29 protein-coding genes, 1 tRNA gene and 1 riboswitch are annotated in these 25,294 nt (G+C 59.4%); of the genes, 13 read left to right on the plus strand and 17 right to left on the minus strand.

The genetic code is table 11. The features are described from left to right. Positions 1-15 precede the first annotated feature (15 nt). From ACR0LW_RS19660 to ACR0LW_RS19680, 5 genes are all read right to left on the minus strand, one after another. Entirely contained in the window at positions 16-882 is an 867-nt protein-coding gene (locus ACR0LW_RS19660; protein ID WP_480884052.1) for a polyprenyl synthetase family protein, read from the minus strand. After that, positions 883-1,125 carry an exodeoxyribonuclease VII small subunit gene (locus ACR0LW_RS19665; protein ID WP_170521075.1) on the minus strand — a complete coding sequence of 81 codons (243 nt, stop codon included), beginning with the start codon at positions 1,123-1,125 and terminating at the stop codon, positions 883-885. It lies immediately after the preceding gene. Further along, positions 1,122-2,048 (minus strand): histone deacetylase family protein, encoded by a 927-nt coding sequence (locus tag ACR0LW_RS19670; protein ID WP_480884054.1) that lies wholly within the window; start codon positions 2,046-2,048, stop codon positions 1,122-1,124. The genes ACR0LW_RS19665 and ACR0LW_RS19670 overlap by 4 nt, the downstream gene beginning before the upstream one ends. Before the next feature lie 69 nt (positions 2,049-2,117). Then, entirely contained in the window at positions 2,118-2,819 is a 702-nt protein-coding gene (locus ACR0LW_RS19675) for a response regulator (RefSeq protein ID WP_170453461.1), read from the minus strand. Next, the gene (locus ACR0LW_RS19680; protein ID WP_170623372.1) at positions 2,816-3,328 is read right to left on the minus strand and encodes a MarR family transcriptional regulator; all 513 of its coding nucleotides are present in this window, start codon (positions 3,326-3,328) and stop codon (positions 2,816-2,818) included. The genes ACR0LW_RS19675 and ACR0LW_RS19680 overlap by 4 nt, the downstream gene beginning before the upstream one ends. A 159-nt stretch (positions 3,329-3,487) precedes the next feature. Between ACR0LW_RS19680 and ACR0LW_RS19685 the strand changes: the two genes are divergently transcribed. The 5 genes from ACR0LW_RS19685 (at position 3,488) to ACR0LW_RS19705 (ending at position 8,038) form a co-directional block, all read left to right on the plus strand. Further along, the gene (locus tag ACR0LW_RS19685) at positions 3,488-4,354 is read left to right on the plus strand and encodes a branched-chain amino acid aminotransferase (protein ID WP_170521081.1); all 867 of its coding nucleotides are present in this window, start codon (positions 3,488-3,490) and stop codon (positions 4,352-4,354) included. 125 nt (positions 4,355-4,479) lie between these two features. Then, on the plus strand, positions 4,480-5,430 hold the full coding sequence (locus tag ACR0LW_RS19690; RefSeq protein ID WP_480884057.1) for an AraC family transcriptional regulator: 951 nt from the start codon (positions 4,480-4,482) through the stop codon (positions 5,428-5,430). A 110-nt stretch (positions 5,431-5,540) separates the two neighbouring features. Then, the gene (locus ACR0LW_RS19695) at positions 5,541-5,906 is read left to right on the plus strand and encodes an SPW repeat domain-containing protein (RefSeq protein WP_170453465.1); all 366 of its coding nucleotides are present in this window, start codon (positions 5,541-5,543) and stop codon (positions 5,904-5,906) included. 135 nt (positions 5,907-6,041) lie between these two features. After that, the gene (locus ACR0LW_RS19700) at positions 6,042-7,610 is read left to right on the plus strand and encodes an alkaline phosphatase D family protein (protein ID WP_480884059.1); all 1,569 of its coding nucleotides are present in this window, start codon (positions 6,042-6,044) and stop codon (positions 7,608-7,610) included. A 206-nt stretch (positions 7,611-7,816) separates the two neighbouring features. Continuing rightward, positions 7,817-8,038, plus strand: a complete 222-nt coding sequence (locus tag ACR0LW_RS19705; RefSeq protein WP_480884061.1) for a hypothetical protein — start codon at positions 7,817-7,819, stop codon at positions 8,036-8,038. A 32-nt stretch (positions 8,039-8,070) separates the two neighbouring features. On the opposite strand, the gene cobO is transcribed toward ACR0LW_RS19705, so the two are convergent. The 5 genes from cobO to ACR0LW_RS19730 form a co-directional block, all read right to left on the minus strand. Further along, complete coding sequence (cobO, locus tag ACR0LW_RS19710; RefSeq protein WP_480780761.1) at positions 8,071-8,670, minus strand: cob(I)yrinic acid a,c-diamide adenosyltransferase; 600 nt, start codon at positions 8,668-8,670, stop codon at positions 8,071-8,073. A gap of 56 nt (positions 8,671-8,726) precedes the next feature. Beyond that, positions 8,727-9,662, minus strand: coding sequence for a DMT family transporter (locus ACR0LW_RS19715; RefSeq protein WP_480780760.1), 936 nt, complete (start codon positions 9,660-9,662; stop codon positions 8,727-8,729). Between the two features lie 54 nt (positions 9,663-9,716). Next, the gene (locus ACR0LW_RS19720) at positions 9,717-10,379 is read right to left on the minus strand and encodes an HD domain-containing protein (protein ID WP_480884064.1); all 663 of its coding nucleotides are present in this window, start codon (positions 10,377-10,379) and stop codon (positions 9,717-9,719) included. Next, a complete protein-coding gene (gene aroC, locus ACR0LW_RS19725; RefSeq protein WP_480884066.1) occupies positions 10,363-11,463 on the minus strand; it encodes a chorismate synthase in 1,101 nt (366 codons plus the stop codon). Before aroC ends, ACR0LW_RS19720 begins: the two co-directional genes overlap by 17 nt. Positions 11,464-11,605: 142 nt before the next feature. Beyond that, the gene (locus tag ACR0LW_RS19730; RefSeq protein WP_480884068.1) at positions 11,606-12,046 is read right to left on the minus strand and encodes a 6,7-dimethyl-8-ribityllumazine synthase; all 441 of its coding nucleotides are present in this window, start codon (positions 12,044-12,046) and stop codon (positions 11,606-11,608) included. A 70-nt stretch (positions 12,047-12,116) separates the two neighbouring features. After that, positions 12,117-12,266, minus strand: a riboswitch (FMN riboswitch). A 54-nt stretch (positions 12,267-12,320) separates the two neighbouring features. On the opposite strand from ACR0LW_RS19730, the gene ACR0LW_RS19735 reads away from it, so the two are divergent. Beyond that, positions 12,321-12,947: an FMN-binding negative transcriptional regulator gene (locus tag ACR0LW_RS19735; RefSeq protein WP_480884070.1), complete on the plus strand. Its 627-nt coding sequence runs from the start codon at positions 12,321-12,323 to the stop codon at positions 12,945-12,947. A 55-nt stretch (positions 12,948-13,002) separates the two neighbouring features. Beyond that, positions 13,003-13,611 (plus strand): glutathione S-transferase, encoded by a 609-nt coding sequence (locus tag ACR0LW_RS19740; RefSeq protein WP_480884072.1) that lies wholly within the window; start codon positions 13,003-13,005, stop codon positions 13,609-13,611. Between the two features lie 15 nt (positions 13,612-13,626). Here ACR0LW_RS19740 and ACR0LW_RS19745 read toward each other — a convergent pair whose 3' ends face one another. Continuing rightward, positions 13,627-14,070 (minus strand): c-type cytochrome, encoded by a 444-nt coding sequence (locus tag ACR0LW_RS19745; RefSeq protein ID WP_170453474.1) that lies wholly within the window; start codon positions 14,068-14,070, stop codon positions 13,627-13,629. Positions 14,071-14,532: 462 nt separating this feature from the next. On the opposite strand from ACR0LW_RS19745, the gene petA reads away from it, so the two are divergent. The 3 genes from petA to ACR0LW_RS19760 are packed head-to-tail and all read left to right on the plus strand — an operon-like array spanning position 14,533 to position 17,272. Continuing rightward, positions 14,533-15,117: a ubiquinol-cytochrome c reductase iron-sulfur subunit gene (gene petA / locus ACR0LW_RS19750; protein ID WP_170453475.1), complete on the plus strand. Its 585-nt coding sequence runs from the start codon at positions 14,533-14,535 to the stop codon at positions 15,115-15,117. 14 nt (positions 15,118-15,131) lie between these two features. Beyond that, positions 15,132-16,463 (plus strand): cytochrome b, encoded by a 1,332-nt coding sequence (gene petB, locus ACR0LW_RS19755; RefSeq protein ID WP_170453476.1) that lies wholly within the window; start codon positions 15,132-15,134, stop codon positions 16,461-16,463. A 17-nt stretch (positions 16,464-16,480) separates the two neighbouring features. Beyond that, a complete protein-coding gene (locus ACR0LW_RS19760) occupies positions 16,481-17,272 on the plus strand; it encodes a cytochrome c1 (protein ID WP_170453477.1) in 792 nt (263 codons plus the stop codon). Between the two features lie 139 nt (positions 17,273-17,411). On the opposite strand, the gene mtaB is transcribed toward ACR0LW_RS19760, so the two are convergent. Continuing rightward, entirely contained in the window at positions 17,412-18,668 is a 1,257-nt protein-coding gene (gene mtaB, locus ACR0LW_RS19765; RefSeq protein ID WP_170453478.1) for a tRNA (N(6)-L-threonylcarbamoyladenosine(37)-C(2))-methylthiotransferase MtaB, read from the minus strand. Next, positions 18,665-19,507, minus strand: coding sequence for a diaminopimelate epimerase (gene dapF / locus ACR0LW_RS19770; RefSeq protein WP_480884075.1), 843 nt, complete (start codon positions 19,505-19,507; stop codon positions 18,665-18,667). Before dapF ends, mtaB begins: the two co-directional genes overlap by 4 nt. Positions 19,508-19,718: 211 nt before the next feature. Between dapF and ACR0LW_RS19775 the strand changes: the two genes are divergently transcribed. The 3 genes from ACR0LW_RS19775 (at position 19,719) to ACR0LW_RS19785 (ending at position 22,537) form a co-directional block, all read left to right on the plus strand. After that, positions 19,719-19,794 (plus strand) — tRNA-Lys (locus ACR0LW_RS19775). Between the two features lie 108 nt (positions 19,795-19,902). After that, the gene (locus tag ACR0LW_RS19780) at positions 19,903-20,709 is read left to right on the plus strand and encodes a hypothetical protein (RefSeq protein WP_480884077.1); all 807 of its coding nucleotides are present in this window, start codon (positions 19,903-19,905) and stop codon (positions 20,707-20,709) included. Then, positions 20,684-22,537 carry a 7-cyano-7-deazaguanine synthase gene (locus ACR0LW_RS19785; RefSeq protein WP_480884079.1) on the plus strand — a complete coding sequence of 618 codons (1,854 nt, stop codon included), beginning with the start codon at positions 20,684-20,686 and terminating at the stop codon, positions 22,535-22,537. The genes ACR0LW_RS19780 and ACR0LW_RS19785 overlap by 26 nt, the downstream gene beginning before the upstream one ends. Here the strand turns inward: ACR0LW_RS19785 and ACR0LW_RS19790 are convergent, their stop codons facing one another. From ACR0LW_RS19790 to ACR0LW_RS19805, 4 genes are all read right to left on the minus strand, one after another. Further along, positions 22,538-23,599 (minus strand): tyrosine-type recombinase/integrase, encoded by a 1,062-nt coding sequence (locus tag ACR0LW_RS19790; RefSeq protein ID WP_480884081.1) that lies wholly within the window; start codon positions 23,597-23,599, stop codon positions 22,538-22,540. After that, positions 23,577-24,083: a helix-turn-helix domain-containing protein gene (locus ACR0LW_RS19795; RefSeq protein ID WP_480884083.1), complete on the minus strand. Its 507-nt coding sequence runs from the start codon at positions 24,081-24,083 to the stop codon at positions 23,577-23,579. The genes ACR0LW_RS19790 and ACR0LW_RS19795 overlap by 23 nt, the downstream gene beginning before the upstream one ends. After that, the gene (locus ACR0LW_RS19800) at positions 24,083-24,286 is read right to left on the minus strand and encodes a helix-turn-helix domain-containing protein (protein WP_058272705.1); all 204 of its coding nucleotides are present in this window, start codon (positions 24,284-24,286) and stop codon (positions 24,083-24,085) included. Before ACR0LW_RS19800 ends, ACR0LW_RS19795 begins: the two co-directional genes overlap by 1 nt. A gap of 705 nt (positions 24,287-24,991) precedes the next feature. After that, positions 24,992-25,294 (minus strand): hypothetical protein (locus tag ACR0LW_RS19805; RefSeq protein WP_480884085.1); only part of this gene is annotated, 303 nt, incomplete at its 5' end.

A 25,294-nucleotide genomic window follows, 5' to 3' on the forward strand; every position in this document is an offset into this window, starting at 1 on the left:
TAGCGCGTTCCTGACTTAGCTGTCCCGGGCAATAACGAAGCGGGCGGCGTCCTTCAAGGTTTCCGCCCTTGGGCCGTAGCCATCCAGCGCGGCGCAGGCTTGGTCGACAAGTTCCGCCGCGCGGGCTTTGGCAGATCCCAGCCCCAACAAAGAGACAAACGTGGCTTTTCCCGCATCCGCATCCTTTTGCAGGCGCTTACCGGCCTTTTCGGCATCGCCTTCCACATCCAAAATGTCATCTGCGATTTGAAAAGCAAGCCCAAGCGCTTGGGCGTATTGGCGCAGCGGGGCGGGATCGGCCTGCGCCAATCGAGCACCCGCACAGGCGGACCATTCGATCAATGCGCCCGTTTTTCCGGCCTGCAAATGCGTGATTGCCGCCAGAGATAACGGCTCTGCTGCAGTCTCAGCCGCAATGTCCAGCGCCTGTCCCATGACCATGCCTTGCGCGCCGCTGGCTTTGGCCAATGTCAGGGTCAATTCGGCCCGTATGTCTGCCGCCCCAACTTCGGGTCGCGCGCAAAGCTCAAAGGCCAATGTCTGCAAGGCATCTCCGGCCAGAACCGCCGTGCCTTCATCCCATTTCACATGGGTCGTGGGGCGACCGCGCCGCAGATCGTCGTCATCCATACAAGGCAGATCATCATGGACCAGAGAATAGGCATGCAGCGCCTCGATCGCCGTGGCAGGCCAGATCGCGCGCGCCTCGTCCACGTCATGCAGACGGGCGCTTTCCAGCACCAGAAACCCGCGCAACCGCTTGCCGCCTTCGGTGGCATAACCCATCGCCTGCGTCACATCGAAATCGTCAAAGGCGCTCAGGACATGGTCAAACTGCGCCTGAATCCGGGACGCATCCCGCGCCAACTGGTCGCGAAACATTTACTGACCTTCAACAGGCGTCGTCCCGGTCGGCTGGCCGCCAGCATCCAAGGTGATCGCGGCGACCTTTTCTTCGGCCCGCTTCAACTCATCCTCGCAACGTTTCTTCAACGCTGCCCCGCGTTCATACAGCGCAATCGACTGATCCAGCGCCACATCGCCGCGTTCCAGCTGGCCGACCACGGCCTCAAGCTCTTTCATCGCCTGTTCGAACGTCATCTGATCAACGGGGGTATCGGTCATCGTACTGCCTTCATCAGTTCTTCCACATGGGCGCGTGTCGCCCCGGCCAGTGCCTTCAGATCATACCCGCCCTCCAGAGTCGAGACGATACGGCCCTCACAAACCTCATCCGCGATCCTGCACAGCTCAGCGGTGATCCAGGCAAAATCACCCGTGGACCAGTTCAGATTGGCCAGCGGATCGTCCTGATGGGCGTCAAAGCCGGCTGAGATGATGATCAATTCGGGCCTGAACGCCCGCAAACGCGGGAAAGCCTGCGATTCATAAGCTGCCCGCATCTCGGCCCCGCCTGTGCCGGGGGCCAGAGGTATGTTCAAAACGGTCTCATAAGCGCCGGTCTCATCCGGGCGTCCCGATCCGGGCCACAAGGGCATCTGCTGGCTGGTAATCACCAGCGCGCGCTTTTCGTCCCACAGCAAATCCTGCGTGCCATTGCCGTGATGGACATCGAAATCCACAACGGCGACCCGGCTCAAACCGTGATGATCCAGCGCATGTTTCGCCGCCAAAGCCGCATTGCCGAACAGGCAGAACCCCATCGCCCTGTCCGTTTCCGCATGATGCCCCGGCGGTCGGATCGCACAGAACGCATTCGTTGCCTCACCGCCCATCACCAGATCCACAGCCCGCACCACGGCCCCCGCCGCGCGATAGGCGGCATCGACAGAGCCCGGAGACATAAACGTATCCCCATCGATCTGCGCAAACCCCTCCGCAGGCCGCGTGGCCCGAATATCCCGGATGTAAGCTTCGGGATGGACCCGCAGCAAATCGTCATCCGCCGCCATCGGGGCCGTCCTGCGATCCAGATCCAAAGGCTCCAGCGCATGAAGAATATGCTCCAACCGCGCCACCCGCTCAGGATGCCCGTCCGGCGTCACGTGCCCCAGACAATCGGCATGGGTCAACAAGGCAGTCTTCATCGGGATCCCTTCTTCATCTGGCTAAAAATATCCTCGCCGAAGGCATAAAATCGCCGCGCAGCGGCCAAATCAATCCGGCGCCAGCATGTAACCAGCACCCCGAACCGTCTGCAGGTATCTGGGCTGCTTCGGATCCTGTTCGATCTTCCGACGCAACCGGGTGATCTGCACGTCCACCGCGCGTTCCTGCGCCTGCCCCTTGTCGCGGCCCAGATCCTCGACCAGTTTCGCACGGCTGATTGGCTCGCCCGGCTGGGCCGAGAAGATCTTCATCAACTGGCTTTCCGTTGCGGTCAGACGCACCGGGTCTTCGCCCTGCCACATCTCACCACGTTCGATGTCATAGCGGATCGGGCCCAGCGTCAGTATCTTTGCGGCGGTATCCTGAGCAGGCGTTTCGGGCATACGCCGCAGAATCGCATTGATCCGAAGCAACAGCTCTTTCGGCTCGAACGGTTTGGCCAGATAGTCATCGGCCCCGGCTTCCAATCCTGCAATCCGGTGCTCGGTTTCACCCCGCGCGGTCAGCAGCAGGATCGGAGTCGCATGGGTTTCGCGCAGCGCCTTTGTCAGGCTCACGCCATCCTCGCCCGGCATCATCACGTCCAGCACGATCATGTCGAAATCCAGCCCCGACAGCACCCGGCGCGCATGGGCTGCGTCGCGAGCGGCGGTTACCAGAAACCCGTTCCGCATCAGGAACTTCTTCAACAGATCGCGAATGCGCTCGTCATCGTCGACGATCAGCAGATGGGCGTCCATATCGCTCATGAGGTCGTATCCCGCAGCTTCGTATACGCATGACGCATATCAGCATCCATCATCGCTTCAAGCACTTTACGAAAACCAGCCACCGCTTCGGGGCCTGCGTCCTTATATGCCGCACGCATCCGGGCGCGCTGGGCGTCGGACAGCGTGGCCTCCAGCGCGCGGCCCTTTTCGGTCAGAAACAGGTGCCGCTCGCGCTTGTCGGCGGTACCCACCCGGCTTTCGACCATTCCATCCTCGATCAGCGTTCGCAGCACCCGGTTCAGGGATTGTTTTGTCACCCCCAGAATGGCCAGCAGGTTGTTCACCGTGGTCCCCGGAGCGCGATTGACAAAGTGAATCGCCCGGTGATGCGCGCGGCCATAGGACATCTCGGACAGGATGCGGTCAGGATCGGCGGTAAAGCCGCGATAGGCGAAAAACATGGCCTCGATCCCCTGTCGCAACTGCTCATCCGTAAGAAACAACAGGCTTTCGCCCCCAAACATCGGGGCGGGGCGGATTTCGGACATATCTTGCCTCATTCGTTACACAATGCTCAGTTTATGTCAGCCTTATTGACATTCCAAGGGCGGACAGGTATCGAATCGCAGTTTTTGCGCAAGAATGTGTCCGCTCCGGACCTAAATAGCGCAACAATCGAAAATTCAACCCGGTTCAGGAGGTTTCGCATGGCGGGGTACGATGATCGTGACGGTGTCATCTGGATGGATGGTGAACTGGTGCCCTGGCGCGAGGCCAATGTGCACCTGCTGACCCACGCGATGCACTATGCCTCATCCGTGTTCGAGGGCGAGCGCGCCTATAACGGTAAGATCTTCAAAAGCCGCGAACATTCCGAGCGTCTGATCGCCTCGGCCGAGGCGCTGGATATGCCGATGCCTTATGACGTCGATCAGATCGAGGCCGCCAAGGACGAAGCCCTGAAAGCCAGCGGCTTGCAGGACGCCTATGTCCGCGCGCTGGTCTGGCGCGGCTCGGGCGAGGATATGGGCGTGGCCTCGGCCAGGAACCCGGTTCGCATGGCCGTCGCGGTCTGGCCCTGGGGTGCCTATTACGGCGATGCCAAGATGCAAGGTGCCAAGCTGGACATCGCGGAATGGAAACGCCCCAGCCCGGAAACCATTCCGGTTCACGCCAAGGCGGCGGGTCTTTACATGATCTGCACCATCTCCAAGCACAAGGCCGAGGCCAAGGGCTGTTCGGACGCGTTGTTCATGGATTGGCGCGGCTACGTGGCCGAGGCGACAGGCGCGAATGTGTTCTTCGTCAAGGACGGAGAGGTGCACACCCCGCTGGCCGATTGCTTCCTGAACGGCATCACCCGCCAGACCGTGATCCAGATGCTGAAAGACAAGGGCATCACCGTCCACGAACGCCGCATCAAGCCCGAGGAAATGGCCGATTTCGAACAATGCTGGCTGACCGGTACGGCTGCCGAGGTCACTCCGGTCGGGCAGATTGGCGACTATACGTTCGAAGTGGGCGACCTGACCCGCGAGATTGCCGAAGACTACGAAAAGCTTGTCCGCGCCTGATCTGCGCAGATGCTGCATTACAAACCCCTGCCTTGCGCGGGGGTTTTTCTTTGCCCGCCGTTCAAGACATCGTGCAGATCGTTCAGGCGGCTGGACGAACGCGCAGGCGGGGTTACGTTACCCCCATGTTGGACCTGCTCAGCGATATCCTCACCCGTCTGTCCCTGCGGGGGACGTTCTATTTCCGCACCTCTTTCACGCCGCCTTTCGGTATTCAGGTGCCCGCGTTCGAAAACGTGGCCCGGTTTCACTTTGTGCAGCGTGGGGAGTTGAAGGTTTCTGTCTCTAACACGGGCGAAACCTTGCGTTTGAAGCAAGGCGATCTGATTCTGATCCCGCACGGCGCGGCCCACGCGCTGCTGTGCAATGAGGTCAATCCGCTGGACGCCCTGCCACTGGAGCAGGTGCTGGAGGACGCCGGGTATCAGGGCGACGGCGTCCTGGTTTATGGTGGCGAGGACAAAAGCCGCGATACGCAATTGATCTGCGGCCATTTCTCGTTCACCGGCCCGCCGGGGCGACGCGGCACCGGGCATATGCTGATCGACCGGCTGCCGCCCTACATTCTGATCGAGAATTATGGCGAAGAAGCCGGGGCCTGGATCGAGGCCACGCTGCGCATGATCGGGTCCGAAGTGGGCGGCGCACGGATCGGCGGCGACCTGATCGCCTTGAAACTGTCCGAGGTCCTGTTTGCGCAGGCAATCCGGGCCTATCTGGAATGCCAAAGCCCGACCGGCGCGGCGCTTGCCGGATTTGCCGATCCCCGCATATCCCGCGCGCTGACCGCATTTCACCACGGGCCCGCGCAGGAGTGGAGTGTCGAGACTCTGGCCCGCGAGGCCGGGATGTCGCGCACCGCCTTTGCCCAGCTTTTTGCCGAAAAGATGGGCACGACCCCGATGCAATACCTGACCTCGTGGCGGATGCAGATCGCCTGCCATGGACTGACAGAAAGCCGCTGGAACGTGGCGGATGCGGCGGCCGAGGTCGGATACGCGTCCGAAGCGGCGTTTTCGCGCGTGTTCAAGAAGCAGGTCGGCGTGTCCCCGGCAGCCTATCGGGCGATGCACTGATAGGCCTTAACTTCTGAACGATCTGCAAAAAGACCTGAACGACCCGAACTGATACGTCTGAGATCCCCACCCTATCTTCGGATTATCCCAAGCAAGAAAAGGATCTTCCGATGTCTCTTCGTTTCGTTACGCGCAACATTCACGCCTATCTGGACTACCCCGTCGCGCTGGCGCTGATCGTGCTGCCCTTTGTTCTGGGGCTGGGTCAGTCCAACCCCATGGCTTTGTGGTTGTCGGTTATCACCGGGGTCGCGGCCTTTGTCCTGACTGTTCTGACCGACCATCACCTGGGGGTCTGGCGTGTCCTGAGCTATAAGTTCCATCTGGCCGTGGATCTGATCGTCGGCATCACCTTCCTGTTCGCCCCCAGCCTTTTCGGGTTTTCGGGTCTGGATGCCGTCTTTTACTGGCTGAACGGTGCTGCGGTGGTGCTGGTGATCTCACTCAGCGCGCCAGAACAGGGTGTTGCCGCCTGAGAATTATCCACAGCTGTCACAGTATCATCGTGATACTGTCAAAAAACTGAGCCGCGCGTTTTACAAACGGGCGGTTCTTATCGGTTCACCAATCGCGTGATCTTTGAGACGATCACCAGACAGGAGAGCCCCGAGATGACCAAGATTATTCGCCCGACCCGCCGCACGTTTCTGGCTGGCAGCACTGCATTTGCGGCGTCGCTGGCCATGCCTGCCATCAGCCGTGCCGCGTCGCGACCCGTTTTCACGCATGGTGTTCAGTCAGGCGACGTGGATGCAAGCTCGGGCATGGTCTGGACCCGCACCGACCGGCCTGCGCGCGTGATGATGGAGGTCTCGACCACCGAGAGCTTTGCCGATGCCCGCCGATTGCCGCCAATGGATGCAATCCCGAACAGTGACTTCGCGGTCAAACGCCTGATCGACGGGCTGCCAGCGGATCAGGATATCTTCTATCGCTTTGTCGCCGCCGATCTAAGCGACATCAATACCGTATCAGAGCCTGTTACGGGGCAATTCCGCACTGCACCGTCCGCACGCCGCAACATTCGTTTTGCCTGGTCCGGCGACACCGCAGGTCAGGGGTGGGGGATTGATGATGACGGGATGCGCACCTATGCGACCATGGCGCAGCATCGGCCTGACTTTTTCATCCATTCCGGCGATACGGTCTATGCCGACGGCCCGATGCAGGACGAGGTCGAAAAGGACGGGCAGGTGATCTGGAAGAACGCCACCCTGATCGACGAAAAGCGCAAGGTTGCCGAGACGCTGGACGAATTCCGCGCTCAGTGGAAATACAACATGATGGACGAGCACGTGCGCGCCATGAACGCCGTCTGCCCCACCTTCTTCCAGTGGGATGACCACGAGGTTGTCAACAACTGGTCGGACGCCAAGGACCTGATCTCGGATGATCGGTATTCTGAGAAATCGGTGCATGTGCTGCAAGCCCGCGCCGGACGGGCGTTTCACGAGATGACACCGCTGCGCATAACCCCTGCCGAGCCCGGTCGCGTCTATCGCAAGATCTCATACGGTCCGATGCTGGATGTGTTCTTCCTGGATCTGCGCAGCTATCGCGGCCCCAACGGGCCCGCGATGGAAGATGAAATCACCGATCGGTCCCGCATTCTGGGTGCCGCGCAACTGGCCTGGCTGAAACGCGAACTTGCAGCCTCGCAAGCCACCTGGAAGGTTATTGCCTCGGACATGCCGATCGGGTTGATCGTGTGGGACAACTGGAAGGAACAGGCCGGAGCGGAGGCGATCTCAAACGGTGACAGTGGGCCGGCCAAGGGTCGCGAGTTGGAGATCGCCGATCTGCTGCGTTTTATCAAGACGGCGGGCATCACGAACACGGTCTGGTTTACAGCAGATGTTCACTATACCGCGGCGCACTTCTACGACCCTAACAAAGCCCAATTTCAGGATTTTGAACCGTTTTGGGAGTTTGTTTCGGGGCCCCTGCACGCCGGTACATTTGGTCCGAACGCGTTGGACGGAACCTTCGGGCCCGAGGTGAAATTCGTCAAAGCTCCGACCGAAGATCAAGGGGTGAACCTGCCCCCCAGTGCAGGTCTGCAGTTCTTTGGCCTCGTGGATATCGACGGTTCAACGCAACAAATGACCGTTCGCCTGATGGACCGCGCGGATACCGAGCTTTGGTCGGTAACGCTGGATCCGCGTGACCGGGCCATCTGATCCTATCTTCCCCGTAACTTGCGCCCCGAAGAAATTCGTGGGCGCATTTTTTTGGCTTGAATTGTCCGACTAAAATAATCAGATATTAATCAACGCCAGATGATGTATTATCCAGCACAGGGTTTCGGGGCGGTTTGCGGGCTTAGCGCGAGACACAGTGAGGGCCTGCCGCCGCCTCGGAAACGAGACAATCGCAGGGCTTCGGTATGCGCGAAAAGATGGACGAGATCATTGCCCGGCACGATGCCGCCACTGCCTGTGGGTGCAGCTGCTGCGACACCGATTACGCGGCTTACGTGGACCAAAAGAACCGCAAGGCTGCCCGCGATGCGGCGGGAAAAGGTGACACTCTTCCAGAGAGCGCCTCAAGCCGCCGCAAGTCTGTGCGGTACGTATTTGAAAACCTGTCAGGCAAGCGCGCGGGGTAAGGTGGGCAAGGCCACGCCCACCTTGACCATTCCTAAAAGTCCACGCCGCGCTGGGCTTTGATACCAGCCTGAAACGGGTGTTTTTCTTCGGTCATTTCGGTGACCAGATCGGCATAGTCGCGCAGCGCTTGCGGGGCGTCGCGACCGGTCAGGAAGACGCTGGTCTTGTCGGACCGTGCCTTCAGCCCCTCGATCACACGCTCAACCGACAGGTATTCATAGCGCAGGGCGATGTTGATCTCGTCCAGCACGACCAGATCATATTCGCCGCTGGCCATCAGAGCGCAGGCCTTGTCAAAGGCGGCAGTGGCGGCGGCAATGTCACGCTCGCGGTCCTGCGTATCCCAGGTGAAACCTTCGCCCATCGTGTGCCATGTGACCAGATCGCGGTCTTCAAAAAACCGGCGTTCACCGGTCTTCCACTTACCCTTGATGAATTGCACCACCGCGACTGTCTGACCCCAGCCCAGCGCCCGGATCACCACACCAAACGCGGCCGAGGATTTGCCCTTGCCCTTGCCGGTGTTGATCAGCACCAGCCCGCGCCCCGGATCAACCGCCTCGGACACTTTCTTGCGGTGCTTGGCCTGCACCTGCTGCATCTTTTCCTTGTGATCCTGTGCGTCGCTCATGGGGAACCCTCTTTGACTGTCGCGCCCAACCTAGGCGAAGTTTGCGAAAGGTAAAGTCACGCTTTGGGGTCGGTGACGGATCGCGCCTTGCTGCGCTCTAGCCCCAACTGATGCTCGCGCCAGATCACGACGACATTGCCTGCGATCACCAGCGCTGCGCCGATCAGGATGGCGACTGTTGGCAACTCATCGAACCAGACATAGCCGATGAAAATCGCAAACAGCATGGTCGAATAATCGTATGGCGCCAGCATCGAGGCCTGCCCGAACCGATAGGATGAGGTCACCAGAATCTGCGCAACCCCGCCGATCAGGCCCATAGTGACCAGTATCAGAGCCTGATTCAGCGTGGGCATCGTCCAGCCCCAGAACGCGGTCAGCGCCGACAGCAGCGTGGCGGTCATGGAAAAGTAGAACACGATGGCGGCTGGGTGATCGACCTTGACCAATTGCCGGATATGGATCTGAACAAAGGCGCGGGCGATGGTTGCCCCCAGCACGCACAGCGCGCCGATGGTTGCTGCCATCTCCATCTGAGTGCTGCCCAGCCGGGGCCAGATCATGATCAGAACCCCCAGCAAGCCCAGAGCGACCGCCCCGATTCGGATCATGCGGATTCGCTCGCCCAGCATCAGCGCGGCCAGAATCAGGGTGAAGATCGGGGTGGCATAGCCGATGGCCGTGACCTCAGGCAGGGGCAGAAGGCTGAGGCCGGTAAAGGTCAGTCCCATGGCGCTGGTGCCCAGAACGCCGCGCCAGAAATGGCCCATGGGTTTCTTGACGACAAAACCTTGCGCCAGTTCGCCCCGCCAGATCAGCCAGATGATGATGACCGGAATGGCAAAGAGCGAGCGGAAAAAGACCAGCTCACCGGGCGGGAAATCCTCGGACAGGGCTTTGACCAGTGCCGACATCGAGGTGAACAGCATCAGCGCAGCCAGTTTCAAACCCACGGCAAGCATGGGTCGATGCGATGTTAAGGATTGTGCCATTGGCCGGGACCCTGCGCCTTTGGCGGCGAAAGATCAACGACGGGATTGTACCAATCAGGTGGATTTCCAGTGATCGGGAACGGGGTGGTCGATTTCATCCGCGAAGGCATCCAGAAATCCAAACATCTGTGACACCCGTTCCTGCGCAAGCGCCCGCCCGGCCGGGGTCAGCATATCGGCGGGCAGGGTCAGCAGTTTGACTTTCCAGTGGTCGAGCGAGAATTTCAGATCGTCCAGCGCGCGTGCTTCGGCGAAGGGATCATCGGGATCATAAAGGTCGCGGCCCAGCGCTCCGGCCACAACAAAGGTGCGGGCGATGCCAATCGCGCCCAGGGCGTCCAGCCGGTCTGCGTCGCGCAGGATGCGGGCCTCGGGGGTGCGCGGCGGGATGTTGGCCGAGAAACTGTGGGCCTCAATCGCGTGCTGGGTGGCGCGGATCGACGCGGCATCAAAGCCCAGATTACCCAGAATAGGCTCTGATTCCTGCGCGGACTGACGAGAGGCGAGGTGCCGGTTCGGATCGTTCTTGGGCAGGTTGACCAGATCGTGCAGATAGCAGGCGGCCAGAAGGACCTGCATGTCTGTCTGTTCACCGGCGATGGCCTGCGCATTGCTCCAGACGCGATCCAGATGCGCCAGATCATGCGCCGGATCGGCCTGCATGCGTTGCGCGACGATGCCCCGCAGACGAGCGCGCAGATCAGCCGATATGTCCACGATTCTCGCCGATCTGACCGCGATGCAGCAGCAAGTGGTCGAGGATCACGCAGGCCATCATCGCCTCACCCACCGGCACCGCGCGAATGCCGACGCAGGGGTCGTGGCGGCCTTTGGTGATGATCTCGGTCTCCTCACCGGATTTGGTAATGGTCTTGCGGGTGGTCAGGATCGACGAGGTCGGTTTGACCGCAAACCGCACCACAATGTCCTGCCCGGTCGAGATACCGCCCAGAATACCGCCCGCGTGGTTCGAGCTGTATTGCGGGCCGTTCTGACCCATGAAGATCTCATCGGCGTTGGCCTCGCCGGTCAGTTCGGCGGCGGCCATGCCTTCGCCGATCTCGACGCCTTTGACCGCGTTGATCGACATCATCGCGGCGGCCAGATCAGTGTCTAACTTGGCATAAACAGGTGCGCCGATCCCGGCGGGGACGCCGCGCGCCACAACCTCGACCGCCGCGCCGACCGAGTTGCCGGATTTGCGCAAGTCGTCCAGATAGGCGGCCCAATCCTCGGCCGCTTGGGCGTCGGGCGTCCAGAACGGGTTCTGTTCGATTTGCGACCAGTCGAAATTGGCGCGGTCGATTTTGTGCGGGCCGATCTGGGTCATGTAGCCGGTGATCTGCACATTGGGCGCGATCTGTTTGATGGCTTCGCGCGCCAAGCCACCGGCGGCAACACGCGACGCGGTTTCGCGGGCTGAGCTACGCCCGCCACCGCGATAATCGCGGATGCCGTATTTCTGCCAATAGGTGATATCGGCATGGCCCGGGCGGAACTTGTCCATGATGTCGCCGTAGTCTTTCGAGCGTTGATCGGTGTTCTCGATTATCAGCTGGACAGGGGTGCCGGTGGTCTGGCCTTCGAACACGCCGGACAGGATCTTGACCTGATCGGGCTCGCGCCGTTGGGTGGTGAATTTGTTCTGCCCCGGCTTACGCTTGTCCAGCCAGTGCTGGATCATGCCCTCGTCGATTGTGACGCCCGGCGGGCAGCCGTCAACAGTGGCGCCCAAAGCGGGGCCGTGGCTTTCACCCCAAGTGGTGACGCGGAAGAGGTGTCCAAAGCTGTTCATCGACATGGGGCGTGCTCCTTTGAGCGATGTGATTAGCCTTGTGGGCCTTTGGCCTCAAGCGGATTTACTTCTGTGGGGTCGGGTGAGGGGGCTCTGCCCCCGTCGCGCAAGCGCGACTCCCCCGAGGTATTTTTGAACAGAAGAAGGATCAGGCGGCTTTTGCGATGGCTGCGCGCGTCGCGGTGATCTTGAGCGCGGCTTGCGCAGCCTCGCGGCCTTTTTCGACGAAGTGCGCGCGGTAGATCGCGTTGTGGTGGTCGGTTTCCTGGTATTGGTGCGGGGTCAGCGAGACCGACAGGATCGGAACACCGGTATCCAGGCCTGCGCGCATCAGACCGTCTACCACGGCCTGTGCCACGAAATCATGCCGGTAGATGCCGCCATCGACGACAAAGGCGGCGCAGGCGATCGCGGCATATTGGCTGGTTTGGGCCAGATCGCGCGCCAGCAGGGGCATTTCGAACGCGCCGGGAACGTCGAAGACGTCGACCTGTTCGGCGGGGATGAGCTCAAAGAAGCCGTCAAGCGCGCGGTCGACGATATCGGAATGCCAGTTGGCTTTGATGAAAGCATAGCGGGTGTGTGTCATTTGGACCTCCGTAAGTAGACAGACACGTCACCCAAGGCGATCACGAGCAGACGCGCCGAGGGGGCACGCTGCACGTTCTCTTTCATCCGGACTTTAACCGTCGGCTCTGGTTTCTCACCAGATCTGCTGACACCCCGGATGATCCGAAGCCGCTCGCGGGCTTACGGGTCATTGCCCGCATACCGCCGGTGGGGAATTTCACCCCGCCCTGAGAACGAGACGGACCTTGCATAGATCGGGCCCCTTCTGCAAGAGATTTGGCAGGAGGACCGCTATGCACCCGAACCCCGCCTTCCGCGCCGAGGACCGCGCGCGTCATATTGCGTTTGCCCGTGACAGGGCCTTTGGCGTGTTGGCAATCTCGACCGATGGCGCGCCGCTTATTAGCCATGTTCCGTTTTTGCTGTCCGAAGACGGGGCGGTGGCCGAGCTGCATCTTGTCCGCTCGAACCCGATTGTGCGCGTGTTGAAGCAGCCTGTAGCGGCGCGAATCGCGGTGTCGGGGCCGGACGGGTATGTGTCGCCGGATTGGTACGGGATCGCGGATCAGGTGCCGACCTGGAATTATGTGGCCGTCCATCTGACCGGCGTTCTTGAGATGCACTCGCAGGAGGAATTGCGGGACTTGTTGGACCGGCAGTCAGCCTATTACGAGGATCGGCTGCGTCCGAAGCCGCCGTGGCGTACCGAGAAAATGACCGATGAGGCACTGGATCGCATGATGCGGATGATTGTGCCCTGCCGGATGCAAGTCGATGACATTCAGGGCACCTGGAAGCTGAACCAGAACAAACCCGATGATGTGCGGATGCAGGCGTCCGATCACATCGCGTCGGGGATTGGATCCGAGTTGCAGGTGCTGCAGACGCTGATGCGCGGGGCCAAGCCGTCCGACGACTGACCGCTTTTGTTTTTCCGCCCTTGTTGTAAGGTCGGCGCAATCAGGGAGCGTGTGAATGAAACTCTATCACAGTCTGACCTCGCCTTATGTGCGCAAAGTCATGGTGCTGCTGCACGAAACGGATCAGCTGGAGGATGTCGAGCTTGAGACGGTGGCCAGTACGCCGATTTCACCGGCGGCATCTTTGATCAGCAAGGCCCCCCTGACCAAGGTTCCGGCGTTGGAACGCCCGGATGGGCCAACCCTGTTCGACAGTCGGGTGATCTGCGCGTTTCTGGATGCCCGCGCCGGAGGGCGGCTTTATCCCGATGGCGCGCGACGCTGGGATGTACTGACGCTTGAGGCGCTGGCAGATGGTATTCTGGATGCGGCCCTGTTGATGACCTACGAAGACCGGTTGCGCCCCGAAGACAAGCAATGGGACGACTGGACCGAGTCGCAATGGGTCAAGATCGACCGGGCCTGCGCCGTCCTGAACCAGCGCTGGATGGCGCATCTGTCCGGCCCGGTGGATATGGGGCAAGTGGCTGTCGGCTGTGCGCTTGGCTATCTTGATCTCCGCCACGATGCGCGCGGCTGGCGCAAGGGCAATGATGCGCTTGCGGCCTGGTTTGCCGAGTTTGGCGAGCGGCCCAGTATGGTCGCCACCCGCCCACAAGGCTGAGGGCGACCCGCTCCCCTAGTCGCTGAAGGTTGCCAGATAGGCGGCGATGTCTTCGGCCCCTTTCCTGAGCTTGACGCTCATGTTGGGGCGGGCGGTTTCGTCCTGCAGAAACTCCTGAATGAAACCGATCGGGTCCTTTGAATAGACCGCGATGTTTTCCTCGGTCCAGACAAGCCCCTGTTCACCCGCCCGGATCATATCGTCGGTGAACATACCGATGGGCAGGCGCTCGCTGCCATTCAGGTAATCGGTCTCGGACCCGGCGACGCGGCCCACGACACCATAGAGATTCGGTCCGGTAATGCCGCCTTTCTCCAGAACCTCGCCATCTTTGATGATCGCGTGGCACGAGGAACAGCGGTTATAAAGCTGCTTGCCTTTGGCGGGATCGCCAGCGGCGGCGGTTTGGGTGGACAGTGCAATCGTTAACAGAACGGCGGCCAAGGGGGTTTTTGACATCGGAGTCTCCTGATCGGCGTTCGCGCAGACCGGGATGTCCGGCATTCAGGCACAGGATTCAACAGCAAAAAGACCGCTATCCCACTGAACAAATGGTCTATTTCAGAGGTGTCATTTGTCGCGGAACAATGCGGCTCTGCCGTCGTGGATATTGCATGACATGGCATCAATCTTCTGCCGGAAGATGTGCCCCGAATCCGATTGGGTCAGGCCTCGCTGGGATGGGCCCCGGACATTCGAATCAAACCCCGCCGATTCGGGCTGATCGGAAAAGATGTGGGCTTGAATCACCAAAAAAACCCGATGCATTGTGACAAATAGCACAGATGCGGCGTATTGCGCGTTTATGACCGCTGGACGAACGCTATTTGCGTCGATAGACAGCGCGGTTAAGACACCGCATTCGTGCGGTGCGCGAGCTATTTGCCCGTCCGCGGGCGCCAGAAAACCGGAGATAACCTCGTGTCCCACGCAGAAGACCACGAAGGCACCCGCAGAGATTTCCTCTATTACGTCGCTGGCGGCGCAGGAGTCGTTGCGACAGGTGCAGCCGTATGGCCCCTGATCAACCAGATGAACCCGTCGGCGGATGTGCAGGCCCTGTCCTCGATCCGTACAGATGTCAGCGGGGTTGAACCGGGCACACAGTTGACCGTGAAATGGCTGGGTAAACCCGTGTTCATCCGCCACCGCACCGGTGCCGAGATTGCCGAAGCACAGCAACAGGATGAGGAAGCGGTTGGCAACCTGCCCGACCCGCTGGCACGGAACTTCAACCTGAACGCGGACGCGCCCGCAACCGATGCCAACCGCGTGCTGCCCTCGCCCGAAGGCGAAGCAGCGGGTGCCTGGATCGTGCAGATGGGCGTTTGCACCCATCTGGGCTGTGTTCCGCTGGGCGACGCTGGTGATTTTGGCGGATGGTTCTGCCCCTGCCACGGCTCGCACTACGATCTGGCTGGCCGGATCCGCAAAGGCCCCGCGCCTGAGAACCTGCCGATTCCGCCCGTTGAATGGGTGGACGCATCAACCCTCAAACTCGGCTAAGGGAGACCCAACTTATGTCCGGAATTCCCCACGATCATTACGAGCCGAAGTCAAACGGCGAAAAGTGGCTGCACAGCCGCCTGCCCATCGTCGGCCTTTTGTATGACACCCTGATGATTCCCACCCCCAAAAACCTGAACTGGTGGTGGATCTGGGGCATCGTTCTGGCGTTCTGCCTGGCGCTGCAAATCGTCACCGGCATCATCCTGGTGATGCACTACACCCCGCATGTCGATCTGGCCTTTGCCAGTGTCGAGCACATCATGCGTAACGTGAATGGCGGCTACTTCATCCGCTACCTGCACATGAACGGCGCGTCGCTTTTCTTTGTTGCGGTCTATATTCACATGTTCCGCGGCCTGTTCTACGGCTCGTACAAAGCCCCGCGTGAGATCACGTGGATCATCGGGATGCTGATCTATCTGATGATGATGGGCACCGCCTTCATGGGTTACGTTCTGCCCTGGGGTCAGATGTCCTTCTGGGGTGCGACCGTGATCACCGGCCTGTTTGGCGCCATCCCGTTTGTCGGTGATGCGCTGCAGACCTGGCTGCTGGGCGGACCGGCGGTGGACAACGCCACTTTGAACCGCTTCTTCTCGCTGCACTATCTGCTGCCGTTCATCATCGCGGCGCTGGTCATCGTGCATATCTGGGCGTTCCACACCACCGGCAACAACAACCCCACAGGTGTTGAAGTGCGTCGTGGCTCGAAAGCCGAGGCCGACAAGGACACGCTGCCCTTCTGGCCTTACTTCGTGATCAAGGACCTGTTTGCGCTGGCGGTTATTCTGGTCGTGTTCTGGGCCATTGTCGGCTTTATGCCGAACTACCTGGGCCACCCGGATAACTACATCGAAGCCAACCCGCTGGTGACACCTGCGCATATCGTGCCCGAATGGTACTTCCTGCCGTTCTACGCGATCCTGCGGGCCTTCACCGGCGAGGTCTGGGTTGTGCAATTCGCCAGCTTCATCACCGGCGGCATCGTCGACGCCAAGTTCTTTGGTGTGGTCGCAATGTTCGGTGCGATCCTGGCGATGGCTCTGGCACCCTGGCTGGACACCTCGACCGTGCGTTCGGGCAAATACCGTCCGATGTTCAAATGGTGGTTCTACCTGCTGATCATCGACTTCTTCGCCCTGATGTGGCTGGGTGCGATGCCCGCGGAAGAGCCCTATGCAACCTTCTCGCTGATCGCATCGGCCTACTGGTTTGCTTATTTCTTCGTGATCCTGCCAATCCTTGGGGTGATCGAGAAGCCGCTGCCGCAGCCCGAGACCATCGAAGAAGACTTCAACGCGCATTATGGCAAGGCTGACGCCGAAGCCACGCCGGCCGAGTAAGAAGAGGGACCGGAAACATGTTCAAGAAACTTGCAATCGGCGCCGCGTTTGCCCTCGCTCTGACCCCTGCTGCATCCTTTGCGGCAGGTGGCGGCGAGCAGCATATCGAGGATTTCGACTTCTCGTTCGAGGGTCCGTTCGGAACCTGGGATCAGAACCAGCTGCAGCGCGGCCTTCAGGTCTACACCGAGGTTTGCGCAGCCTGTCACGGGCTGAGATATGTGCCTCTGCGCGATCTGGAAGCGCTGGGTTATTCGGAAGAGCAGGTCATCACCTACGCGGCCGACAATTTCGAGGTCTTCGACCCCGAGCTGGACGATTTCCGCCCGGCGATCCCGACCGACCATTTCCCGGTCAATGACGCGGTTGGCGCACCCGACCTGAGCCTGATGGCCAAGGCGCGTGCGGGCTTCCATGGTCCTTATGGCCTGGGCATCAACCAGCTGGTCAAAGGTATGGGCGGCGCGGAATACATCGCCTCGCTGCTGGATGGCTATACTGGCGAAGAGAAGGAAGAAGCAGGCACCATCCTGTACGAAAACAAGGCCTTCCCCGGCGGCTGGATTTCGATGGCCCCGCCGATTTCGGAAGATCAGGTCGAGTTTGCCGATGGCCACCCGGCCACTGTCGAAGCCATGTCCGAGGACGTTGCCGCCTTCCTGATGTGGGCCGCCGAGCCCAAGATGATGGATCGCAAGAATGCCGGTTTTGTCGGCGTGATCTTCCTGACCGTTCTGTCGGTGCTGCTGTACCTGGTGAACAAGCGTCTGTGGGCGCCGCACAAGGGTAAGCTTCGCAACGAGGACTGATCCTTTTCGGAATACTGACACAAGAACCCCCGCGCCCTAAGGTTGCGGGGGTTTCTTTTTGAGGTCGCCAGAAGGGGCCAGCCCCTCTTGGCCTGTGGCCAATTCACCCCGAGGTATTTTCGAACAGAAGAAGGGGGGATCAGACCGTGAGTTGGCCCGAGGTCTGCCCGGTGATTGTTGCCGTCACGATCTGGCCTTCGGGCTGAGGCGCGTTGAAGGCGACCTCGGTGAATTGTTCGGTCCGACCCATATGGGGGTTTTCCATCAGGATGTGATGGGTTTTGCCGATCTGGTCTGACAGGTGCCGGGTGACCTGCGCATCACCTGCGGCGCGCAGGCGGGCGGCGCGGTCTTTGATGATGTTGCCGTTGACCTGCTGCGGGATGCGGGCCGCCGGGGTGCCGTCGCGTTTGGAGTAGGGGAAGACGTGCAGCCAGGTCAGATCGCAATCAGCGACCAGTTTCAGCGAGTTCTCGAAATGCGCCTCTGACTCGGTCGGGAAACCTGCGATGATGTCTGCGCCAAAGGTCATCTGCGGGCGCAGCTTGCGGGCCTCTTCGGTGAAGCGGATGGCGTCGTCGCGCAGGTGGCGGCGTTTCATGCGTTTCAGGATCAGATCGTCGCCATGTTGCAGCGACAGATGCAGATGCGGCATCAGGCGCGGCTCGGTCGCGATGGCCTGCATCAGGTTCTCGTCCACTTCGATGGAATCGATCGAACTGATCCGCAAGCGGGGCAGGTCTGGCACCAGCTTGAGGATGCGCATCACCAGATCGCCCAGCCTGGGCTGCGCCGGCAGGTCGGCCCCCCACGAGGTGAGGTCTACGCCTGTCAGGACGACCTCATTATAGCCTTTGTCCACCAGCCGCTTGATCTGATCGACAACCACGCCCGCAGGGACACTGCGCGAGTTTCCGCGGCCATAGGGGATAATGCAGAAGGTGCAGCGATGGTCGCATCCGTTCTGGACCTGCACATAAGCGCGGGATCGGGTTCCGAAACCGTCGATCAGGTGGCCAGCGGTTTCAGTGACCGACATGATGTCATCGACCTGCACTGTTTCGGTTTCGCCAATGAAATCGGCCGCCATACCCTTCCAGGTATCGGGCCGCATTTTCTCGGTATTGCCGATGACTGCGTCGACCTCTTCCATTTGGGCAAAGGTCTCAGGCTCGGTCTGTGCCGCGCAACCGGTGACGATCAGGCGGGCGTTTGGGTTTTCCCGGCGCAGCTTGCGAATCTCTTGCCGGGCCTTGCGCACGGCCTCGGCCGTCACAGCACAGGTGTTCACGACCACCGCATCGGTCAGCCCCGCCTGTTGCGACAGCTCTTTCATCGCCTCGGTCTCATAGGCGTTCAGGCGACAGCCCAGAGTGGTGAATTTCGGGGCGCTCATCCCAGCGACCTTATGAATTCGGGCGTCAGGGTGCCCGAGAATACATGGGCCGTTGGTCCGGTCATCCAGACGCCATCGTCGCGCCAGTCGATCCAGATGGTGCCGCCGTCCAACTCGATCTGCACCTTGCGCCCGGTCAGGCCCCGCCGGGCAGCCGCAACCGCTGTGGCGCAAGAGGACGAGCCAGAGGCCAGAGTGATGCCCACACCGCGTTCCCAGACGCGCATACGGATATGATCCGGCCCGATCACCTGAGCAACCTGAACATTGGTGCGTTCCGGGTAGAGAGGGTGGTGTTCGTAGCGCGACCCAAACTCGGTCAAGGGAATCGCTTTGGCGTCATCCACGAAAAACGTGCAGTGCGGGTTGCCCATACCGGTCGCCGTTGGCGCACCTTCGATGGGCAATTCCAGAGTGTCCATCTCTTCCGCCAGCGGGATGTCGTGCCACTTCAGCTGAGGTTGCCCCATATTGACCGAGGTCAGGCCGTTCCCGGCCTCTTTGGCCAACAATGTGCCCCGTTCGGTCGTCAGCGTCAGATCGGATTTCCCGCTTTCCTCCATCAGGTACCGGGCGATACAGCGGGTGGCGTTCCCACAAGCGGCCGAGGTCGATCCGTCCGCGTTGTAAAATACCAGATGTGCGTCGGCTGGGCCGGTTTCGATCACGGCCAACTGGTCGAATCCGACGCCAAACTGACGGTGCCCGATTCCCCTGGCCAATTCCGCGCTGATCGGAACGGCATGCGCGCGCGCATCCACAATGACAAAGTCATTGCCCAGCCCGTGCATCTTCATAAAGGGCAAACCGGTATCGCTTATCTGTTGCATGGCGGGCATATAACGTTGCTCTGAACATGAATCCACCCTGTCGCGCAGATTCCTGAAAAAAGGGGTTGACCCCCCCGCGCCACCTGCCTAATTAGGCCGCCTATCGGGTCGCCGGAAACACTGATTAAACCGGCGAAACGAGGCGCAAAATAAGGGCTTGAACCCGGTCGGGTAATTGCCTTACAGAGCGCCACGGATCATCAAGATCCAACGAAAGAGTGGGCCGTTAGCTCAGTTGGTAGAGCAACTGACTTTTAATCAGTGGGTCGCAGGTTCGAATCCTGCACGGCTCACCACTGTTTTCAAAGACTTACGAAGCGATCTCATGCCTGACACTCGCTTCGGGTAAGCGTAGGGTAAGCGTAGATACCCATTTTTCCCTTTTGCATTCGCCCGAGGGTTGCATGACTCTTCAGGCAAGGGAGGAACTGATGGGGCACATCAGGCTTGGCACTTTGCCTCGGTCCAGAAAGTGGCGCGAGGTCGTTGATCTGATCGCAACCGATGCGTCTGTAGAAGAGATCGCCGAGGCCGCGGCGGATGCATCCGACAAAGATCTCTCACGCGCGAGTGGTGACCCCAGGTTTCAGTTCGTAAGTGATCTGCTAGTGAGGCTGCCGTTGCTTGCGAGGGCTCCTGGCTTCGAAGACGCTCTGGCAGATCTTGGTATCGACGGATCGGAGCTTGCCTCTGTGACAGGGCTGCTCGCAGGGTTGGATCGTGCCGTTGATGGCAGAAGCTTCGATCTCCGAAGTTCCTCAGATGCAGGAGAATTGGCGAAGGTCGCGCTCTTGGAAAGCCTTTCCGTTCAGCTGCACGACCGGTTGCCATCCCTGTTTGAACCTACACCGCAAGAAATTCGCCAAGCACTCGCGAGCTTCGCCTCGGGCGATGCTTTTGCGAGACTCGCGCGGGATTTCTTTGCCCGGCTGACATACCGCTCTCTAGACTACTATCTGAGCCGGGAACTCGCCAATCACACTGGCGAGGATCGACGCTTTTCCAACGATGCACAGCGAGTGGCATTTCAACAAGCCCTCGCCCAGCACACATTTGAAGTGTCTAGAATTGTCGAAGAATATGCCGGCGGCTGGTATGGCAAAACCGTCTGGCAGAAGCAGGCGCTTGATCGCGATGCAATAGACAAGTTCACAGCTTACGCGTTCAAAAAGATGCGCTCGGAGTTTGGGCGCCGTCGCGCCGTTGTCTGAAGTTGAAGTCAGATGGTTGCCGCCCCTGACAAAAAGCGGCGGTGATGAAGTCCTGCGTCTCGACATTGCTGGCCGCGAAGTCGCAATGACGCTGCGGATTGGACAATTGAACCGTCAATTGGTCGAGGCCCTGCAGGATCGTGCGCTCGATTTGCTGGAGATTGCCGCGCTTGTCTATTGCGCGGACGCGGCAGTCAGCCGTGGTGGCCCGGCGGATCAGAAGATGGGAGAGAAGTGGCACAGACGATTCGTAGCAACAATGCCGGTACGCGATCTGGATTTCTGGCAACGTGAGAGCGTAATACAAGCTCTGGAAGAAACGTTGATGTTTCTATCCGGCGACCGCTTTGAATTTTCTTTTTCGACCAAAGACGAACCGGATGCAGAGCGATCGCGCTTCTTCAAATTCGGCCGAAATAGTTCATGGAAGCCCCACCGCGTCCTGATGTTTTCCGGCGGGCTCGATTCCTTTGCGGGTGCTGTGGAAGAAATCGTAGAACAGAAGCATCGGGTTGCTTTGGTCAGTCATGCCTCGTCCACGAAAATAGCGCCGGTCCAGAAACGGCTGATATCAGCGTTGAGCAAACGGTACGGACCGGAAACGTGCCGTCACTTTCCCATGACCGCCCACTTGAAGAGCCGATCGACCGCGGAAAGAACGCATCGCACACGCTCATTCTTGTTTGCGGTACTTGGGTCGATCACTGCAACGGCCTTTGGACTGGACCGCGTGTCGTTCCATGAAAACGGGGTCGTGAGCCTCAACCTACCGCCGGTCGGCAACGTCGTTGGAACACGAGCGACGCGAACCACGCATCCAAAGACACTGAAGCTGTTCACCGGTCTTCTGCGGCTTGTTTTCGAGAACGATATGCGCGTCGACAATCCCTACTTCGCGCGCACTAAAGCTGAAGTCGTGGAGCGCATCTCCCAACTTGGGATGGCAGACCAGATCGTTGAGACGCGCAGTTGCGCTGATGTGCATAATCAAACCCATCAATACTTCCATTGTGGGCGCTGTTCGCAGTGTATCGATCGGCGGTTCGCGATGCTTTCAAAGGGGTTGGAGCGATTTGACCCGGAAGATGCCTATCGCGTGGACCTTGTGTCGGACGCTCGGCCGAACGGGACCGACCGGGAGATGGCGTTGTCCTACGTACGCAATGCAGTGTTCTTCGAGAACGCCACACCAGATGCGCTGGCCCGGAGTTTCCCGGTTGTTCTGGACGCGGTCAATCATCTCGGCAGTCCACCAGACACAGCAATATCGATGATCGCAGATTTGCTTAACCGCCACGGCAAGGCGGTCACATCTGTCATGCGCAGAGCTCTCGAAAGCAAGTCACCCGGCGAGTTCCCAGAACAGAGTTTACCAAGACTATATGGCGAGATGCAGAGCGCCTTGTCCTTGCCTTTCGTGCCAGCTCCCTCAGTTGATAAAAACGAGAATAAGAAACCACCGCTGACCATAGAAATCGACAAAACCTCACGTTTGGTTTTGATCGGAGAACATATTGAGCTTAAGAAAAACGCCACAGCGGATCTGTTGATCGTTTTGGCTGAAGAGTGGCTCCGTGCGGCAGGCAAAGGTCGCGAACCTTTGGAATATCCCTGCTTGAAGTCTGGTGACCTCGTCGAAAAATTAGGCGTTGAATCCGACGAAGTCGTAAGGCGGAGAATACTGACCGCGCGAAGAACGATTGCAAAGAGATTCGAGTCCGCTGGTCTGTCAATTGATAAGCCCCAAGAGTTGATCGAAAATCTCTCTTGGAACGGATACCGGCTTGCTCCCGAGCGCGTGGTCGTTCGGGTGCGCCAACGGAGCTGATCATTCATCAATAACCGCGTCCTCGTCTGGCAACGGTCCACGGCGGCGAAACCGCCCCATCAATTCAACCTGACGACCAGGTGAAACGGAACCATAGGAGCTGAACGTCGTCATCACGTCGTCGTGTCCCATGTTCTGCGACCAGGCTTTGTAATCCTCTGGTGTCCTGCAGTGATGTTTTGCCAGCTCTGCGATCGTATCTCGCACGCGGTGCGGCGAAAACGGTGGCAGCCCGGCGTTGACGAAAGCTTGCTTGAAGATCCTAGCCGCAGACGACGGGCCTGCCCACGGCTCGCGCGCGATACCTACAGCCTCAAATCGTCTGGACGGGCCAACAGCGACGCGCGTCTTTGGGAACAGAGTATCCGTGTCCGAGAAAAGATGGTCCTGACGAAGCTCCGAGATCCAGTCTCGCAGAGTCCTTTCGACATCATCACCGAAGGGAAAGAAACTGGTCGTGAAGGACTTTCCAAACTTTGTATCCACGGAACGCCCGTCAAACTGCACGCATTTATTGGCTGGATCGACGTGACGCAGACGCACGGTGATGGCGGCACCTTCACGTGATCCGGTCAAGAAAAGAAAGGCGATCAGGGCGCGGTCACGGCGCTGGACCACTGTTTCTGAAGGCATGATGGACAACAGGTGGTTTACTTGTTCAGGGGACGGATGCGGCTTCCACAGGGTGCTTCGACGGGCCTTTTCCGATTTGCGATCCGGCGTGAGATAGGCAATGTCTGCGCGCGAGATCCTGGACTTGTACCCCGGTTGGTCCGCCATCCAGTCAAAAAGCTTCATGACATCGCGCAACACTCCGTTGATCGTAGCCGCCGACAGTGGCGCGCCCGTTCGTTCATTGCGCAGACCTTGCAGATGGCGTTTAAACGCGCGCGCCCTTTCTGAATGGAACGCCCTGTAGTCCTTACCTTTGAGCCATTTATCATAGATGGCAATCGATGCTGCGGCTTTGTCGATCGAAGATTGTGACAGCCCCTTTGCGTCCTTCAGCCAGACAAGGTGTTTGCGCTTGATGCGCAGGTTATCCGAGGTGTGTTTTGGCATGGGTCTCGGGCTCCTCTTTCAAGGTCACTTTTGAATGTGGTTCGGTACAGGACACTAATCTTGGGGAGGCTTGTTGACGTGTGACCTCCAGTTTGGCCTGAATGGTTTCCAGATCTGAACGGCGAATGATCTTGTTCATGACCGCACCACACGTCGGACAGAGGGCTGTTACGCGGCCGCTGGAAGCTGTTTCCTGAACATAGTCAGCGATCTTGCCGTCAGGTTCGCGCGGACCTCTGCAGCTGAGGCAGTAGCAGTGATGCAATGCCAGCTTGCACCGCGCTTTGCGTTGTCTCAGTCCGAGGAAGTCCTTGAGCACATGTCCTTCGATCAACCAAGGCCTGCTGCTGGTATCAGCTGTAAGTCCGTTGTTCCCAATCCAGCGAATGACGGTTTGGCGATGACAGCCCAAAACGTCCGCCACCTCCCAGACTGTGTAGACAAGGTGCGATTTGACTTTGTGTGAGGGGAAGGACTTTGCCATTACACACCCTCCCCGGAAATCGGTCCGCATGTATTCTGGCAGACCTGCGCCTCCTCAAAGGCTTCGATCACGCCTTCATCGTATAAAACGCGCGCGCCGATCTTCAAAAACCTGGGGCCCTTTCCGAGCCAGCGCCACTGCTCCAGCGTCCGCGGCGACATGTGCCACCGCTCCGCCAGCTGATCTTGTGTCAACTTGGGCATATCAACCTCAATTGCTCACTGCGGCACGAGGAAGTTCGGTCCGCTTCTGTTGAACAAAGTGAGGGTTCGGATCTCTAAAATCTGTGGCCGCCGCCAATAAAGGCGTGACACATGCCAGGGCTAAATCATTGATATTATGTGACTTGAATCAGAAAGGTGTGACCCATCCGCAAAATGCGTGACCTTGCCACCCAAATCGCAGGGAGTCAGCGGCTGCAAATGACCCGAAAGCTGACGTTAATCAAAAATGCTTGGAAGACGGCTTCGAGCCCAACTCGGCCATTGCTTTTTCTCGCTGCGCGCGCTCGCGGCACGAAAATCGCTGCACGTGCTTGGTCCGTGACGCCGCGCGGCGGCAGCGATAGCCGCCATTCGTTCACCACGCGGCGAGCATTGTCAGGGCAACTCACTGGTCGCGGATTGGGTGGATGGCGTTTGCACCATAAGTCGCACATTGCGGCACAGTGCAAAAGTCATCTTCTGTCAGGAAAAGAACCCCATCATGGAAGTTACGACGATAGGAATGGACCTTGGGAAGGACGTTTCCAAGTTCACGGTGTCACTGCTGACAGTGCAGTTGCCTTCACTCGTTCGATCCGGCGGCGGCAATTGCTCACGTTCTTCGAGACCTTGCCGAATTGTATGGTCGGGATCGAGGCCTGCGGATCCTGGATTGGCCGGAAGCTTCGCGCTTTGGAGCGCCAGCTACTTTTCTACTTTTTGCAACGCTTCGAACACGGCGATGACGGGGGCGAGGGTTTCCGTGTCGGGGTCTGTCTCGAACCTCTCGCAGCGCTCGACATATTCCTTGAGCATGGCCGCCATCTTCGGCGCCAATGCCGCCGGGAAACGCTGGAGAATTGGGGTCATGGTTCTGACGGCGTCGATATGCGCGACCAAGGCATCGTCGGGTCGGTCGTTCGCTTCGAGTCGATCCGCATAGACCCAGAGCGATGTAGAAAGCGGGTCTGCGAACGCATCCGGGCGCGCGGCAGCGAGGCTGCGATA

The sequence above is a fragment of the Ruegeria sp. N4 genome (assembly GCF_056531425.1).

Coding starts and splice junctions, on each gene's coding strand:
- ACR0LW_RS19660 (WP_480884052.1), bottom strand. CDS start 882: ATGTTTCGCGACCAGTTGGCGCGGGATGCGTCCCGGATTCAGGCGCAG.
- ACR0LW_RS19665 (WP_170521075.1), bottom strand. CDS start 1,125: ATGACCGATACCCCCGTTGATCAGATGACGTTCGAACAGGCGATGAAA.
- ACR0LW_RS19670 (WP_480884054.1), bottom strand. CDS start 2,048: ATGAAGACTGCCTTGTTGACCCATGCCGATTGTCTGGGGCACGTGACG.
- ACR0LW_RS19675 (WP_170453461.1), bottom strand. CDS start 2,819: ATGAGCGATATGGACGCCCATCTGCTGATCGTCGACGATGACGAGCGC.
- ACR0LW_RS19680 (WP_170623372.1), bottom strand. CDS start 3,328: ATGTCCGAAATCCGCCCCGCCCCGATGTTTGGGGGCGAAAGCCTGTTG.
- ACR0LW_RS19685 (WP_170521081.1), top strand. CDS start 3,488: ATGGCGGGGTACGATGATCGTGACGGTGTCATCTGGATGGATGGTGAA.
- ACR0LW_RS19690 (WP_480884057.1), top strand. CDS start 4,480: ATGTTGGACCTGCTCAGCGATATCCTCACCCGTCTGTCCCTGCGGGGG.
- ACR0LW_RS19695 (WP_170453465.1), top strand. CDS start 5,541: ATGTCTCTTCGTTTCGTTACGCGCAACATTCACGCCTATCTGGACTAC.
- ACR0LW_RS19700 (WP_480884059.1), top strand. CDS start 6,042: ATGACCAAGATTATTCGCCCGACCCGCCGCACGTTTCTGGCTGGCAGC.
- ACR0LW_RS19705 (WP_480884061.1), top strand. CDS start 7,817: ATGCGCGAAAAGATGGACGAGATCATTGCCCGGCACGATGCCGCCACT.
- cobO (WP_480780761.1), bottom strand. CDS start 8,670: ATGAGCGACGCACAGGATCACAAGGAAAAGATGCAGCAGGTGCAGGCC.
- ACR0LW_RS19715 (WP_480780760.1), bottom strand. CDS start 9,662: ATGGCACAATCCTTAACATCGCATCGACCCATGCTTGCCGTGGGTTTG.
- aroC (WP_480884066.1), bottom strand. CDS start 11,463: ATGTCGATGAACAGCTTTGGACACCTCTTCCGCGTCACCACTTGGGGT.
- ACR0LW_RS19730 (WP_480884068.1), bottom strand. CDS start 12,046: ATGACACACACCCGCTATGCTTTCATCAAAGCCAACTGGCATTCCGAT.
- ACR0LW_RS19735 (WP_480884070.1), top strand. CDS start 12,321: ATGCACCCGAACCCCGCCTTCCGCGCCGAGGACCGCGCGCGTCATATT.
- ACR0LW_RS19740 (WP_480884072.1), top strand. CDS start 13,003: ATGAAACTCTATCACAGTCTGACCTCGCCTTATGTGCGCAAAGTCATG.
- ACR0LW_RS19745 (WP_170453474.1), bottom strand. CDS start 14,070: ATGTCAAAAACCCCCTTGGCCGCCGTTCTGTTAACGATTGCACTGTCC.
- petB (WP_170453476.1), top strand. CDS start 15,132: ATGTCCGGAATTCCCCACGATCATTACGAGCCGAAGTCAAACGGCGAA.
- ACR0LW_RS19760 (WP_170453477.1), top strand. CDS start 16,481: ATGTTCAAGAAACTTGCAATCGGCGCCGCGTTTGCCCTCGCTCTGACC.
- mtaB (WP_170453478.1), bottom strand. CDS start 18,668: ATGAGCGCCCCGAAATTCACCACTCTGGGCTGTCGCCTGAACGCCTAT.
- dapF (WP_480884075.1), bottom strand. CDS start 19,507: ATGCCCGCCATGCAACAGATAAGCGATACCGGTTTGCCCTTTATGAAG.
- ACR0LW_RS19780 (WP_480884077.1), top strand. CDS start 19,903: ATGACTCTTCAGGCAAGGGAGGAACTGATGGGGCACATCAGGCTTGGC.
- ACR0LW_RS19790 (WP_480884081.1), bottom strand. CDS start 23,599: ATGCCAAAACACACCTCGGATAACCTGCGCATCAAGCGCAAACACCTT.
- ACR0LW_RS19795 (WP_480884083.1), bottom strand. CDS start 24,083: ATGGCAAAGTCCTTCCCCTCACACAAAGTCAAATCGCACCTTGTCTAC.
- ACR0LW_RS19800 (WP_058272705.1), bottom strand. CDS start 24,286: ATGCCCAAGTTGACACAAGATCAGCTGGCGGAGCGGTGGCACATGTCG.